General features: G+C 57.1%; 12 protein-coding genes and 1 pseudogene. 8 read left to right on the top strand and 5 right to left on the bottom strand.

The features are described 5' to 3' along the window. On the bottom strand, positions 1–893 hold an 893-nt coding region (locus tag JCM12296_RS26555; protein WP_054699519.1), incomplete at its 3' end, for an ADP-ribosylglycohydrolase family protein. A gap of 226 nt (positions 894–1119) precedes the next feature. On the opposite strand from JCM12296_RS26555, the gene JCM12296_RS26550 reads away from it, so the two are divergent. After that, positions 1120–2340: an HDOD domain-containing protein gene (locus JCM12296_RS26550; RefSeq protein WP_054699517.1), complete on the top strand. Its 1221-nt coding sequence runs from the start codon at positions 1120–1122 to the stop codon at positions 2338–2340. A 9-nt stretch (positions 2341–2349) separates the two neighbouring features. After that, on the top strand, positions 2350–5394 hold the full coding sequence (locus JCM12296_RS26545) for a response regulator (protein WP_054699515.1): 3045 nt from the start codon (positions 2350–2352) through the stop codon (positions 5392–5394). Positions 5395–5419: 25 nt separating this feature from the next. On the opposite strand, the gene JCM12296_RS26540 is transcribed toward JCM12296_RS26545, so the two are convergent. Together JCM12296_RS26540 and JCM12296_RS26535 are read right to left on the bottom strand one after the other, a co-directional pair. Continuing rightward, a complete protein-coding gene (locus tag JCM12296_RS26540) occupies positions 5420–6193 on the bottom strand; it encodes an epoxyqueuosine reductase (RefSeq protein ID WP_054699513.1) in 774 nt (257 codons plus the stop codon). A gap of 249 nt (positions 6194–6442) precedes the next feature. Beyond that, the gene (locus JCM12296_RS26535; protein ID WP_157067917.1) at positions 6443–6751 is read right to left on the bottom strand and encodes a hypothetical protein; all 309 of its coding nucleotides are present in this window, start codon (positions 6749–6751) and stop codon (positions 6443–6445) included. A gap of 367 nt (positions 6752–7118) precedes the next feature. On the opposite strand from JCM12296_RS26535, the gene JCM12296_RS26530 reads away from it, so the two are divergent. From JCM12296_RS26530 to JCM12296_RS26505, 6 genes are all read left to right on the top strand, one after another. Then, positions 7119–9305 (top strand): PAS domain-containing sensor histidine kinase, encoded by a 2187-nt coding sequence (locus tag JCM12296_RS26530; RefSeq protein ID WP_172684120.1) that lies wholly within the window; start codon positions 7119–7121, stop codon positions 9303–9305. Then, positions 9260–9889 (top strand): response regulator, encoded by a 630-nt coding sequence (locus JCM12296_RS26525; protein WP_054699507.1) that lies wholly within the window; start codon positions 9260–9262, stop codon positions 9887–9889. Before JCM12296_RS26530 ends, JCM12296_RS26525 begins: the two co-directional genes overlap by 46 nt. Before the next feature lie 67 nt (positions 9890–9956). After that, on the top strand, positions 9957–10169 hold the full coding sequence (locus JCM12296_RS40325; RefSeq protein ID WP_054699505.1) for a response regulator: 213 nt from the start codon (positions 9957–9959) through the stop codon (positions 10167–10169). Further along, positions 10166–10807, top strand: coding sequence for a LuxR C-terminal-related transcriptional regulator (locus JCM12296_RS26515; RefSeq protein ID WP_054699502.1), 642 nt, complete (start codon positions 10166–10168; stop codon positions 10805–10807). The genes JCM12296_RS40325 and JCM12296_RS26515 overlap by 4 nt, the downstream gene beginning before the upstream one ends. A 132-nt stretch (positions 10808–10939) precedes the next feature. Then, positions 10940–11191 carry a hypothetical protein gene (locus tag JCM12296_RS42565; RefSeq protein WP_218188295.1) on the top strand — a complete coding sequence of 84 codons (252 nt, stop codon included), beginning with the start codon at positions 10940–10942 and terminating at the stop codon, positions 11189–11191. A 25-nt stretch (positions 11192–11216) separates the two neighbouring features. After that, positions 11217–11873, top strand: coding sequence for a UbiA family prenyltransferase (locus JCM12296_RS26505; RefSeq protein WP_054699498.1), 657 nt, complete (start codon positions 11217–11219; stop codon positions 11871–11873). On the opposite strand, the pseudogene JCM12296_RS26500 reads toward JCM12296_RS26505, so the two are convergent. Beyond that, positions 11868–12520, bottom strand: a pseudogene (locus JCM12296_RS26500) (class I SAM-dependent methyltransferase). The gene JCM12296_RS26505 and the pseudogene JCM12296_RS26500 sit on opposite strands and share 6 nt — an antisense overlap. 228 nt (positions 12521–12748) lie before the next feature. Next, positions 12749–13230: bifunctional 2-polyprenyl-6-hydroxyphenol methylase/3-demethylubiquinol 3-O-methyltransferase UbiG (gene ubiG, locus JCM12296_RS26495; RefSeq protein WP_054699496.1), on the bottom strand; the 482-nt coding region annotated here is incomplete at its 5' end.

The following is a 13230-nucleotide window of genomic DNA, read 5'->3' as shown; positions in this document are numbered from 1 at the left end:
TTCTTCAAAAGTGTTTGAATTCGCTCAACGGCAGTCATTTCGTTTATCCATGCCTCCGGAATGGCGGCCATGCCATGGGCTGCGCCCAGGATCATTCCCGTCAGGATGCCGCGTGCCGAGGAGTCTCCGCCCGCCATGACATTTTCCACCAGGGCCGTTTTGAAGTCGTCGGCGTAGCTGGCGATCAGATGGACGGTGCCTGGCAGGCCGGCCTCCACGCTGCACATCTGACCAAAGCCGGCAATGGTTTCTCGGGTGTTTTGGCCACGGCTTTCAAGACCCATGCGGATCGGTTGGGCGATGGGGCTGTCGGCAAAGTGCGTTTTCAAGGTGGTCTCCAGGGCGGTAAGGGGGGATTGGCCGTGCAGCACGGCATCCACCGTGCGGGCGAAAAAATCGGCACTGGCGATGACGGATGCATTGTTGTGGGTGATGGCCGTCTGGGTACGGGCGGCCGCGACCAGGTCCGCCAAACGGTCCGGGTAGGCGGGCAGCAGGGCGGCCAACCGCGATGCACCGGCCAGGTCGTCCGAGTCGGAACCCGAGGCCGTTAACTCCTTCCCCGCAGCCATGTTTTCCAGTGTCGTTTGGGTGGCTTTGTCAAAGTAGCCCTGGTAGTTTGCAAAGAAGCCGCGCCAGGTTTCGGCAAACCGTTTTGCATCAAACCCGCCATTATCCTTGACCGATTCAAGCAGAACCCGCATTTGGTCCCCATAATGGGTGAAATCGCCGGCTTTCTTGCCTTTGTGGTAGGAGGTGAGTGGGTCGTAATAGCGCTCCACCCGTCCGAATTTTTTGTCAATCACGCCGGTGTTGTACACCCAGTGCACCCCCAGGGAGAGGGCGTCGGCCACGAATGCACCCATCACGGCGGCCTTTCGATTGTCTGTCATGGTGTTTTCTCCTGTTCGTGTTGATCGTTAAAAATGCATATCCGATGATCCATGAAAACTACACAATAACCATGTCCGGGCGGATTTCCAGGCTGAGCCGGGATATGGTGATGCGGGTCGCGGTGCTTGCCGGTACGGCTAAAGTTTGGCGGGTTTGCGCACGATAGTAGAAAGGTATGTTTGCGAAAAAGAGAACCTCAATGATTTGCGCCCGGAGGGGCAGTACATGGCCTTTATTCCGATCAGCCAAGTTAAACCGGGGATGATTCTTTCCGCCGACGCCGCCGATGTCAATGGTCGTCTCCTGCTCGCAAAGGGTCAGACGATTGATGCCAACCACCTGATGGTGTTCAAAATGTGGGGTGTGTCGGATGTCGCTGTGGAACAGGCTGATACTGATATGCCCGATGCGGACAAGCCGCTGGACCCGGCGATCATGCGACGGGTGGCCGAACAGTTGCGACCGGCGTTCGCCAACAATGACCTTTCCCATCCGGCAGTGGCCGAGATATTTCGCCAGGCGGTTTTGCACCGGGCCCGCCTGGCGCCTCCGGCCCGGGTAGGGGCTGTCACCGAATTCAGTCGGCCACCTTCACCGCCGTCATCCGACGGCGCCGCACGACGCCGCAATTTGCAATCACGCGATATCCAGCTGCCTGAAATTCCTTCCATGATTTTCAAGATCAACGATATCATCGCCGATCCATTCTCCTCGGCCGACGACATCGCCCAGGTGATTTCCAATAGTCCGGGGCTCTCCGCGCTTTTGCTGCGGATTGTCAACAGCGCCTTTTACGGGTTCCCTTCGCGAATTGACAGTATTACCCGGGCCGTGACCATCATCGGCTCAAGAGAGGTCTCTGCCTTGGCCGTGGGCGTCATTACCATGGAGGTTTTCAAGGATATTCCCAAAAACGTGTTCGATATGCGGGCTTTTATTCACCATAGCCTGGCCTGCGGCGTGTTGGCCCGTATTCTGGCGGCCAGCGGGAACATCCGCAATACCGAGCAGATGTTTGTCTCTGGACTGCTGCACGATATCGGCCGGATGGTAATTTTCCATTATTTTCCCGACCAGGCGCCTGCGATGCTGGCCATGACCGGCACCGGCTCCTTGTATGAGCAGGAAAAACAGGTGCTCGGTTTCCGGCATACCGAGATTGCCGCCGATCTGTTCGAAAAATGGAAATTCCCGGTAACCTTGAGTCAGAATATCGTTTTTCATCACCGCCCCATGGCGGCGCAGGATCCGGTCAAGGCCGCCGTTGTGCACCTGGCCGACATATTGGCCCATGGTCTCGGCGAGGGCAAGAGCGGTGAGTGGCGGATCCCCACACTGGATGCAACCGCATGGGAGAAGCTTCGCTTGTCACCGCATATCCTGTCGGGGGTTATTCCCCAGGCGTTGCATCATCTGGGTTTTCTGATGACGGTTTTCCCGGCATAGGGGGCGGACGTGCAGACCGAACACGATACGGATACCTTGATCGACCGGATCGCGCATTTGGAGGATAATCGCCGGTATATCCAAAATGCCTTGGAGATGGTGCTCTCCCTCGAGGATTTTTTTGCCGAAAGCAGCGGTGGCAACGCCATCCTGGAAACCCTGCTGCCCGAGGCCAAGCGTCGCATCGACGCCATCTTTCCCTTTGAGATGCTGGCCTTTTACATGGTTGACGAAAAGGATGCCTCTTTCCAACCGACCTTTCGCCATCCGCCGGGCATGGCCGATACCATCCAGCGGGAAGTGGACACGATGGTCGAGCGGGGCTATTTTGCCTGGGCCATCCGCGAACGACGGGGGGTGATCATCTCCTCCATGGACCATTCGCGGCAGTATTTGCTGCATGTGATCGCCACCCACGACAACATCAAGGGCATGTTCGGCGGATTGCTGCCGGCCGGTCAGACGACCCTGCCCGGTACGGCCATGACCCTTTTGTCGATTATTTTGCTGCACGTGGCCAATGCGACGGAGAGCATGGCCTACACCAAATTGCTTAAAAACCAGAGTCTGCTGCTGGAGCGTCAGGTCACCGAGCGCACCCGTGCCTTGACCCTTTCCCAACAGGAGTTGGAACAGGCCATTCGGCGCGCCAATGCCCTGGCCGAAGAAGCCCAGGCTGCCAGTCAGGCCAAAAGTGATTTCCTGGCCAAAATGAGCCACGAATTGCGAACCCCGCTCAACGGGATTATCGGCATGACCGAAGTGGCCCTATCCACCCAACTTGACGACAACCAGCGCCGGATTGTCGAAATCATCGGGCAGGAATCCTTTTCCCTGCTGAGCCAGATCAATGACGTGCTCGATTTTTCGAAAATCGAGTCCGGCAAGCTGGAGTTGGAAGAGATCGGTTTCGATCTGCGCCGCCTGTTGGAAAAGATCGGCGACGGTTTTGTATTCCAGACCGCCGAAAAAGGAGTTGAACTCAATGTCTTTGTGGCGCCGTCGGTGCCCACGGCCCTGGTGGGGGACCCCGTGCGGTTGCGCCAGATTCTGCTCAACCTGTGCGGAAATGCGGTCAAATTCACCCAGACGGGAGAGATCCTCATCGAGGCCCATCTGGACAGCCAAACCCCAGATCGGGCCTGCATTCGTTTCACCATCCAGGATACCGGCATCGGTATCGCCCCGGAAAAGGTCGCACGCATCTTCAGTAGTTTCACCCAGGCGGATAATTCCACGACCCGGCAGTACGGCGGAACCGGATTGGGAACGACCATCAGCAAGCAGCTGGTCGAACTGATGGGGGGCGAGATCGGTGTGGAGAGCCAACTGGGGCATGGCAGCACATTCTGGTTCCGGGTTGCCTTTCCCCTGCAACCGGATCGGCCGGTATCTGCAGAAGAGGAACATCCCGCATTATCATCGTTGACCGCTTTGGTGGTGGAGCGCCATGCCACCACGGCCAGGATCATCGGCACCTATCTAAAGGCCCTGGGGCTGGTCGTGGAAAACGTTGATGGCGGCCATCCCGCGCTTGCCCGCCTGGCCGAAAGCACTGCCCCGGCCCTCTGCGCCATCATCACGGATGCGCACATGGACGATATGGATATCCTGAATTTCAAGGCGCAGGCTCGACAGGCCGCCGGGGGACGCCCGATTCGCCTGGTCGTGGCCACCAATCTGAAGGAGATTGTGTCCGGTCGGGATGCGTCTGCCTGGGGGTTTGACCACGTTTTGTCCAAACCGGTCAAACTGGCCGATCTAAAGGCCGTGATCACTGGCTTGGCAGGCGATTCGGCCGATCCATCGGCGCCTGCGCCCCCCCTGCATAAGGTGCCTACCCGGCCGGCGTTCAAAGCGCCTCCGGCTGCCGACAACGGTCACGTTTTGGTGGTGGACGATTACGTGGTCAATCAGCAGGTCGCTTTGATGCACCTGAAGGCAGCCGGTATTCGCGTTGATCTGGCCGAAAACGGCCGGCAAGCCGTTGCGGCATTCCTTCAGACCCCCTATGACCTGATTCTGATGGATATCCAGATGCCCGTTATGAACGGTTATGACGCCACCACTGAAATCCGCCGGCTGGAATCGGCAAGCGGCCGCCGGCAGCGGGTTCCCATCATTGCCCTGACCGCCAACGCCATGAAGGGCGATGAGGAGAAGTGCCTTGCCGCCGGGATGGATGGCTATTTGGTCAAGCCGGTTCACCGCCACCAGCTGATCAAGACGGCCAACCACTGGATCGGACAAAAGCACCAGACCAACCCTCCTGCGCTACCATCACCGTCGGCGCAAGCTGCGGTCGTGACCGCCGATAACGGGCCCATGGTCATGGACACGGCGATTGCCGTGGAAGAGTTCGGCGATGCCGATACGGTTCTGTTGGTCGCCGGCCAGCTGATCGACAATGTCGCCGGCCAGCTCCAAACGCTCCGGAAGGCCATCGCCGATGTCGATCGGGAGCGCATTCGAAAGGAAGCGCATGCCATCAAGGGGGGGGCCGCAACCATGGAGGCACATGCTTTGTCAACGGCGGCAGCTATCTGGAAAAAATCAGCCCGGCGGCTTCGTTGTCAGAGATCGATGCCGGTTTTAACGCGCTGGCACGCCGGTTTGACGAATTCAGGGCGTTCATCGCCCATTGGAAAGGACCCTGACATGCGTATTCTTCTGATTGACGACGAGCCGATTGCCCTGACCAAGTTAGGGATGATGCTGGCCAAGGTGGGCACCTGCGACAAGGCCGCCAGTGGTATCGAAGCCACAGGGCACTTCGTCAAGGCGATGGGCAAGAACATCCCGTACGACCTGGTGGCCATCGACATCGAGCTGCCGGATATTACCGGACTGGACCTGTTGGCGCGCTTCTGTCAGTTGGAGAAGCAGAACAACACGCCGCCCGCCAAGAAAATCATGGTGACGGCCCACAGCAAGGTGGATTATGTGGTCAAGGCCCGTGACCGATGCGACGCCTTTCTGGTCAAGCCGATTCGCAAGGATACCCTGCTGGCCAAAGTCAAGGAGTTGTGTCCCGATGTCGACCTGCCGACCTGAACGGTGGGGCGTCGGCGAGCACCAATTACTTTTTCAGCCGCGCTACCGGGTCATGGAAAGAGCAGGGAACGATGGCCGCGCACTTGCCGCACACATCGGCAAGGCCGTAGCGCTCATAGACCTCGGCGTTTTCCATCAAGCGGTCGTAGCAGGCACGCCGGTGAAAGGGGGCTTGGCTCAGCGCCTCGGCGGGACAGCGCTTTTCACACAGGCGGCAGGACCCGTCGTGCTTGTACAGACAGCGTTCCCCCTCCGGGTGCGTTGTGGGCAGGATCACGGCGTCGGTGACCACGCTTCCCAGTCGGCCGCAGCAACCCTTTTCCGTGATCAGCATATGGTGGTGGCCGAATCGGCCGATGCCGGCAATGTAGGCGATATGCTTGTGGGACCAGTCGCTCATCAGCATGCCTTTGTCAAAGTTGTGCGTGGCCGGCAGTCGGGTACCCCGGTAACCCGACCGCTCCAGAACGGTATTGATCCCATCGTTGATCCGCGCGATCAGCCGGTTGGTCTCGACATAGGCGACGGCCCACGCCTCCGAACTCATTACGCCCCGATGGTTGGTCCGCGCGATCTCCCGATCAAAAGGCAGGAAATACGCGATGACCGTGCGTGCACCGGGCAGGAGGTCGCCGGGAAGGCTGTGGGAAGGACGCACGGCTCGCTTCAATGCCCCGAAGAGCGGGTCATCGGCGTCGGCAAAGCCCACGATCGGTTCTCCCCAGGTGGACCGGATGGTCTTGTCCTGGCTCGCGGATGCCAGCTCCGCGCGGATGGCGTCAACAATTTTTACCTGCATGGGCTTTCCCTCCATTCAATCCTGGTAAAGCTCGTCCAGGGCCAGAAACATTCCTTTGGATGAGCCGTGAGGGCGCCGACACCGCTGGTGACCTCGCGGGAAAGCCGGCCCCGCGTGTCCACCATTCGGTTCAAGGCAAGCCCCAACGCGCCGACTGCATTGAATTGTACCTCATGGGTATCATATACGCCATCTTGGATTCGCGGGGTTATGAAGCTTTTTCGTGTTCGGGTTTCTCTCGGCCCTCATTCAGGCCATCGGCTTGTTCCAATCGTTCAATAACTTTTTTAATTCCATAAAACCGATCTCGTTTATTTCTTTCAGCTTGGAATGGAGCACCAGTGCAATGGCTTCCAAACGGTCACCATCACACGTGGTCTTCGATAAAAGGTGGTTGATCTCATTTTGAAAGCCGTCAAGGTTCGGTTTGCTTTTCAGTAAATGATCCCGTTTACGACATGCTTGTTCCAATTGCTCGGCAGAAATCATCATCGGCTCCTTTTCGTTTTCTCTATACGGTCGTGTTCCGTGGTTTGCTGGATGATCGTTGCCCATCATTCGCTCGTGGCCAAACTATCGGTTTGTTACGCGTGTTATTGAGTTGATAACCCATAATCATCATTTCATTTGACAGACAGTGAAGTTACAGTGTGGCCCTGTTGTCGGTTGTTGCCTACCTGGCCGGTAAACAGAATGCCGATGGCATGTTCTGAGCGTTTTCCTTTTAGCGACATTGGAATGACAGGTAAAAACCTGTCATCAATTGTCCGGATGCGCCTGGAAGGCCTTTAACAATTCGCTAACTCATTTAAATTCGAAATCAATCCTACAAGCCGGCAGCATTCCTGAAATATTTCATGGATCGGATGAAGTGCCCGAATTTTGCCCGTATACCCAGCCTCTTGAAGACGGTCTTGAGCATTTTTTGGAATTTCATGAAAGCCGAAACGACATGGATTTCCACGCCAGCGTCTCTCCGCTGACCGATGCCACCGGCAAGCTGGTCGGCAGCCTCCACATTGCCCGTGACATCACCGAACGCAAGCGGCGTGACCGGCGGCTGGCATATCTCAACACCATGCGTGAAGATATTTTGCGAACGCCAGACTTCGCCGAGAAAATGAGTGCCATTCGGACCTGCATGGAAAGCTTGTTCCCAAAATCCATTTTGCGGGTCTGGATAACGGATCTGCCGAACAACCATCATGACACCTCGGAAATGGCGGGTGAACGGGAATCGGAGGCGCCTAAAATCATCGGTAACCGCGCGTTTACGCTTGTCGCTGCCTCCGGCGGTCCATTGCCGCTGCCGTCAACCGGCCGTTGGGATGCGTTTGAATGCGACTGCCTTCATCAGCTGGTGACGGGCGACGTCTCTCCATTGGTGTTCGATGATCATTGCCTTGAAGGCATCCCTGCCCACCATCGTGTCGCCGGATCCCGGATCCTTTCCAATACCGGCACGGCGATCGGCGTTTTCTTTTATATCGGTGAGGATCCCCTTGTGCCTCCAACGAGCAACCTGCTGGCGACCGTTTTCTCGGCGATGACCTATGTGCTTGGTGCCGAAATATCCGCCCACACCTTGAGACAGAGCGAAAAGCGCTACCGGGAACTTTTCGAAAGCCTTATGGATGTATACGTCAGAACAAACACCATGGGCATCGTCACCATGGTGTCGCCATCGGTTGAAGCGGTGATGGGATTCCGACCGGAAGAGATCCTGGGCACCCCCACGATAGACTATTGGGTCAACCCGGAGCTGCGAGAGCCGTTTTTACGGGACGTCCGGGAGTACGAAACCCTATTCAACCGGGAAGTGCTGTTGAAGAAAAAGGATGGCGCCATCTTTTGGGCGTCTTACAATGCCAAACTGCTCCGGGATAGCCGGGGGCAGGAAGCCGGCATCGAGGTGATGTTTCGGGATGTGACCGAAAAAAAACAAATGGAGGCGTTGATGCGCATCCAGCGCGACTTGAGTGTCGCGTTGATCCACGCTGATGATCTCAAGTCGGCGCTGACGGTTTGCCTGGAGGCCGCACTGAAAGTGCAGGAAGTCGATGCCGGCGGAATCTATCTGGAGAGCGCGGAGAAGGATGGCTTTGATCTGATGGTTCACCGCAACCTGCCGCCGGAACTTGTGACCGCGGTGGCGCATCTGGACAAGGACTCGCCGCAGGTAGAGCTGGTATCCCGGGGACAGTCCATTTTTGAGACTTACAATACCGTGATCGATGGCTTCGGTTCTGTCCTCGGTGGCCGGAATTTGCACCATCGGGCCGGCCTGCGTGCTTTTACCGCGATCCCCATCTCCCATGCGGGTGGAATCATCGGCTGCCTCAATGCCTCCTCCACCACTGCCGATACATTCAGCCCCATTTCCAGATCCCACATCGAAGCCATCGCCGGCCAGATGGCCGCCGCACTGGGCAAAATCAAAATCGATCAAGAGCTGAAAACCAGCCAGCGCAATCTCGAAACCCTGCTCAAGGAGATCCACCACCGCGTCAAGAACAACCTCGCCGTCGTGGCCAGCATGCTGAACCTGCAAATCAAACACAGCAAGAACAGTGTCGTTCGGGAATCCTTGAAAGAGAGCCGCGCCAGGGTGCGCTCCATGGCGTTGATCCACGAGACCTTGTATCAGAATGAAGATCTGTCGGCCGTCAATTTGAAGGAATACGCCCGTAAATTGATGCGCGACCTGTTGTCGGTTTATGAGAATATTTCCGAACAGGTCGTCATCGACTATGATATTGACGATCTTCAACTGGAGCTCAATCAGGCGGTGTACTGCGGCATGATTGTCAACGAGTTGGTGACGAATGCATTGAAATATGCCTTTGTCGGCAGGCGCAAAGGGAACCTTTGCATATCCGCCCGAAGGGTTGCCGACAATGAAACCCGGCTTAGCGTGAAGGATAACGGCGTTGGACTTCCGCCGACATTCGACTGGAAAAACGCCAGTACCTTGGGATTGCGGCTGATTTCACTCATGGCCGAACAATTGCGCGGATCCTTGGCGCTTAACTCGAAGCATGGACATGGATTGGAAGCGATTATTCAATGGAACGGCAACTTGCGAGAAGAAAGCCAGGAACGCAGATCCTGATCGTTGAGAATGAGATTCTGCTGGCCGAGGATCTTGTGCTCACGCTTCAGGACATGGGCTATGGGGCCTGCGAGCGGGTGAGCACCGGCGAGGCGGCTGTCGATCGGGTTTCCCGGGGCCGTGTCGACCTGGTGCTGATGGATATCCGGTTGGACGGCCGGATGGATGGGATTGAGACGGCCGAGCGGATCAACGCCATGGCGGATATCCCCATCGTCTACATCACCGCGTTTTCCGATGAGACCGTTCTGGAAAGGGCCAAGAAGACAATGCCCCAGGGATATCTCCTCAAACCCTTCCGAAACAACCAACTGAAAGCCGCCATCGAAATATCCTTCTATCGCGCAGAAAGGGACAAGCGCGGACGCAACCGCCTAAAAACACCGGAACAAGGAGCCGGCCAAAATGCCATGACGGACCCGGTGCTGGTGCTTTGTTCCCATTGCAAGCGGATAAAGAATCAGGATGATTTGTGGCAAGATGTCGAGGGCTATATCGAATCGCATTTGCCAACAGCATGTTCTCACTCCATCTGTCCGGCATGTGCCCAAGCGTTTTATCCGGATTACGGGCTTTACGAATGATCCAACAGAATACGGCCTTTTCCGCGGCTCCACGCCACCCACAAGCGTCCAGGAATGGGAACCCCAAATGACGGAGACCAATATTTTAATCGTTGAGGATGAAAGAATTATAGCGGAAGATCTTAAAGACATTTTGCTGGAATTGGGCTACGGGGTGTGCGGTAGCGTCAGTTCCGGAGAAGCGGCGGTCGATCTGGCCGAGAAGACAGAGACGGACCTGGTGTTGATGGATATCAAGCTGGATGGGGCGATGGACGGCATCGATACGGCAGATGCATGATGCGCCGTTTTGGCATTCCCATTGTCTATACGACCGCTTTTTCCGATGATGCCATCTTGCAGCGGGCAAGGCAGACCGAACCTTCCGGTTACATTATCAAGCCGTATCGGGCCAGCGAAATTAAATCGGTCATCGAAATCGCGTTGTTCAAGGCACGGATGGAAAAAGAGCGTAAAACGTTCCATCACCAGCTCGCCGAAAAGGCAAAACAGGATGCCGAGCAGCTCCACGAGATGCAGTCGGCCCTGAAAATTCTCATGGAATATCGCGAAAATGAAAAAACGGAAATCCTTCGATCGGTTGCCAAGAATTTAAATGACCGTGTGCTTTCCCATTTTGATACGATCCGGATGCGGTGGCCCAACGCGGACCTGAACCAACTGCTGGGCGCCCTGGAAGTGACGATCATGGAGATTGCCAGCCCCATGGGGAGCAAAATCTCCGAGCATGTTCATCTGACACCGATGGAGTCCCGCGTCATCGATTTGATCCGTCAGGGCCGCACCAGCAAGGAGATCGCCAATTTATTGGGGATTACCGTGCGCGGCGTGACATTCCACAGGGGGAATATCCGCCGTAAGCTGGGGATCCACAACCGGAAGAAAAACCTGCAGACATTGCTCAATGAATTGAAGTGAAGCGTTGATCAATAAATTGACAAATCCTCGGGATTCTGACACGTTGCAGCGGGCTTGTGCCATACCTTCAGGCAGATGCAGGCGCCACCGGAACCTGTTGCCGCAACCTTATGCCAAAACGATAAGAAACCCATGAGATTAAAAACCATCCTGACCCACCCGCGACTGAAGTTGCTCCTGGCCCTTTCCCGTACCCCCCATGGCATCATCGATCTTGCCACGCCGGCGTTGGCCGCGCTCTTGTGCTTGGGGCATTTCCCGTCCCTACCGATCCTTTTACTGGGCCTGTTGACGGTATTTGCCGGCTACACGGCGGTTTATGCCCTCAACGATCTGGTGGATTACCGCACAGATAAAGAAAAAGGTCCGCCATGGCGGCTATAGCGATGGTGAGGATTTCCTAGATGGCGTGTTGGTGCGTCACCCCCTGGCCAAAGGGGTTTTGGGCCTGACCGAGGGCGTGCTGTGGGCGCTGGGATGGGCGTGCGTGGCCATGGTCGGTGCCTGGCTGCTCAATCCGGTCTGTTTTTTTATCTTCCTGGCCGGCGGGGTTTTGGAAGTCGTCTATTGCCGTTTGTGGCAGGTGACGCCCCTGCGATCCCTGATCAATGGCATCGTTAAATCCCTGGGGGCCGTGGCGGCGGTCTTTGCTGTGGATCCGCGGCCGTCGGCCCTTTTTGTGCTGGTCCTCGTGGCGTTGATTTTTTTCTGGGAGATCGGTGGGCAGAACATTCCCAACGACTGGACCGATATCGAGGAGGACCGTCGCTTCAAGGCCAAAACCATTCCGGTCAAGCTGGGATTGGGGCGGGCCGGCCTGCTCGCCCTGGTCTGCCTGGTGGTGGCCTTTCTGTTGACCTTTCTCCTGCTGTGGATCTCGCCACTGTCCTTCAACGCGTTTTATCTGCTGATCGTTACCGGCCTGGGCTGCTGGCTGCTGCTCCTGCCGGTGATGCGGTTGGTGCAGGCCAATGCGCGCCGGCAGGCCATGGATCTGTTCAACAGGGCCAGCCACTTCCCCTTGAGCCTTTTGGCCGTTGTCCTGGTGCGGCTGATTTTTTCATAGAAACTTGTTCCGTTTTGTCCCCACGTGGGCCACGCTGATGCCGTTGGTCAAGAACGTCCAGCGGACACCATCGAGGCCGAGGTCGGTCAGCATGGCGGCCAGTTCGTCGGGCAGCGGGAACATGCGAATCGTTTCGGGCAGACAGGCATAGGACTCGGCCGATCCGGCCAAAAGCTGCCCCAGGGCCGGCATGATGTTGAAGGAGTAGAAATCGTAGAGGCTGCGAAAGACTGGGTTGAGGGGACGTGAGAATTCCAGGCAGAGCAGGCGCCCGCCCGGCTTGAGCACACGGATCATCTCGGCGAAGCCTTGTTTCAGGTGCGTGACATTGCGGATACCGAACCCCACCATGGCACAGTCAAAGGTGTTGTCCGGGAAGGTGATCGCCTCGGCGTTGCCTGAACATAGCCGATGTGGCCGAGATCGGCAAAAGGGTCGATTTTGTGACGGCCGGCTTGGATCATGGCCCGGTTGATGTCGAAAATCACCACCTGACCCGAGGGGCCGGTGCGTCGGGCCGCCAGGATGGCAAGATCGCCGGTGCCACCACACACGTCCAGCACCCGTTCCCCCGCGTGGATGTCGAGCATGCGCACGGCGGCGCGTTTCCAGGCGTGCTGAATGCCGAAGCTGAGCAAGGAGTTCATGAAGTCGTATTTGGGGGCCACCCGGTCGAAATGGATGCGCACCGCCTCGGCTTTTTTCTCCTCGGCATACTCACGAATGCCGAAGCGTGCCTTGCCGGTGGCATGAATGTAGTCATCGATCTGCTCCTGCCGCTTGCTGTCGTCGAACCAGCGGGGGTTCTGCCAGAAGGCCATGAATTTTCCTTTCTGCGGGCGGATTCGGTAAACCAACGTGCCCGAGGTGCATTGTCAGGCGGATCGGCGCAAGTGCATCATATAGTTCATTGCCGTGCTGCGACAAAGCGCGGCATATCCGCCGAAGGGAAGGTAGCGCAGACCGCTGAGGTCGACGGTGGTCAACCCGGCCGCCGCCCCCCATTTTCTCAATTCTTCCGGTTTGACCAATTTCTCGTAGGTATGGGTACCCTTGCGCACGATGCCCAGAACCTGTTCGGAGGCCCAGATCACCAGAAGGCGTGAGAGCCAGGTCCGGTTGACCGTGGCGAAGAACACGTCGCCGCCGGGTTTGACCAATTGGCCGCAGGCCTTGAGAATCGACGCCGGACTGGGGACATGCTCGAGAAGTTCCATGCAGACCACTGTGTCGAAACGGCTTGGCGCCTGTTCGGCAAGCGCCTCGGCGGTCGTCTGACGATAGTCAATGGCCAGGCCGCTGGTCTGCATGTGTGACCGGGCAACGCACAGGGAGGCCTCGGCCATGTCGATGCCGG

Source organism: Desulfosarcina cetonica JCM 12296 (assembly GCF_001311845.1).
Taxonomy (GTDB): domain Bacteria; phylum Desulfobacterota; class Desulfobacteria; order Desulfobacterales; family Desulfosarcinaceae; genus Desulfosarcina; species Desulfosarcina cetonica.
This window is presented reverse-complemented; position numbering and strand designations above follow the sequence as displayed.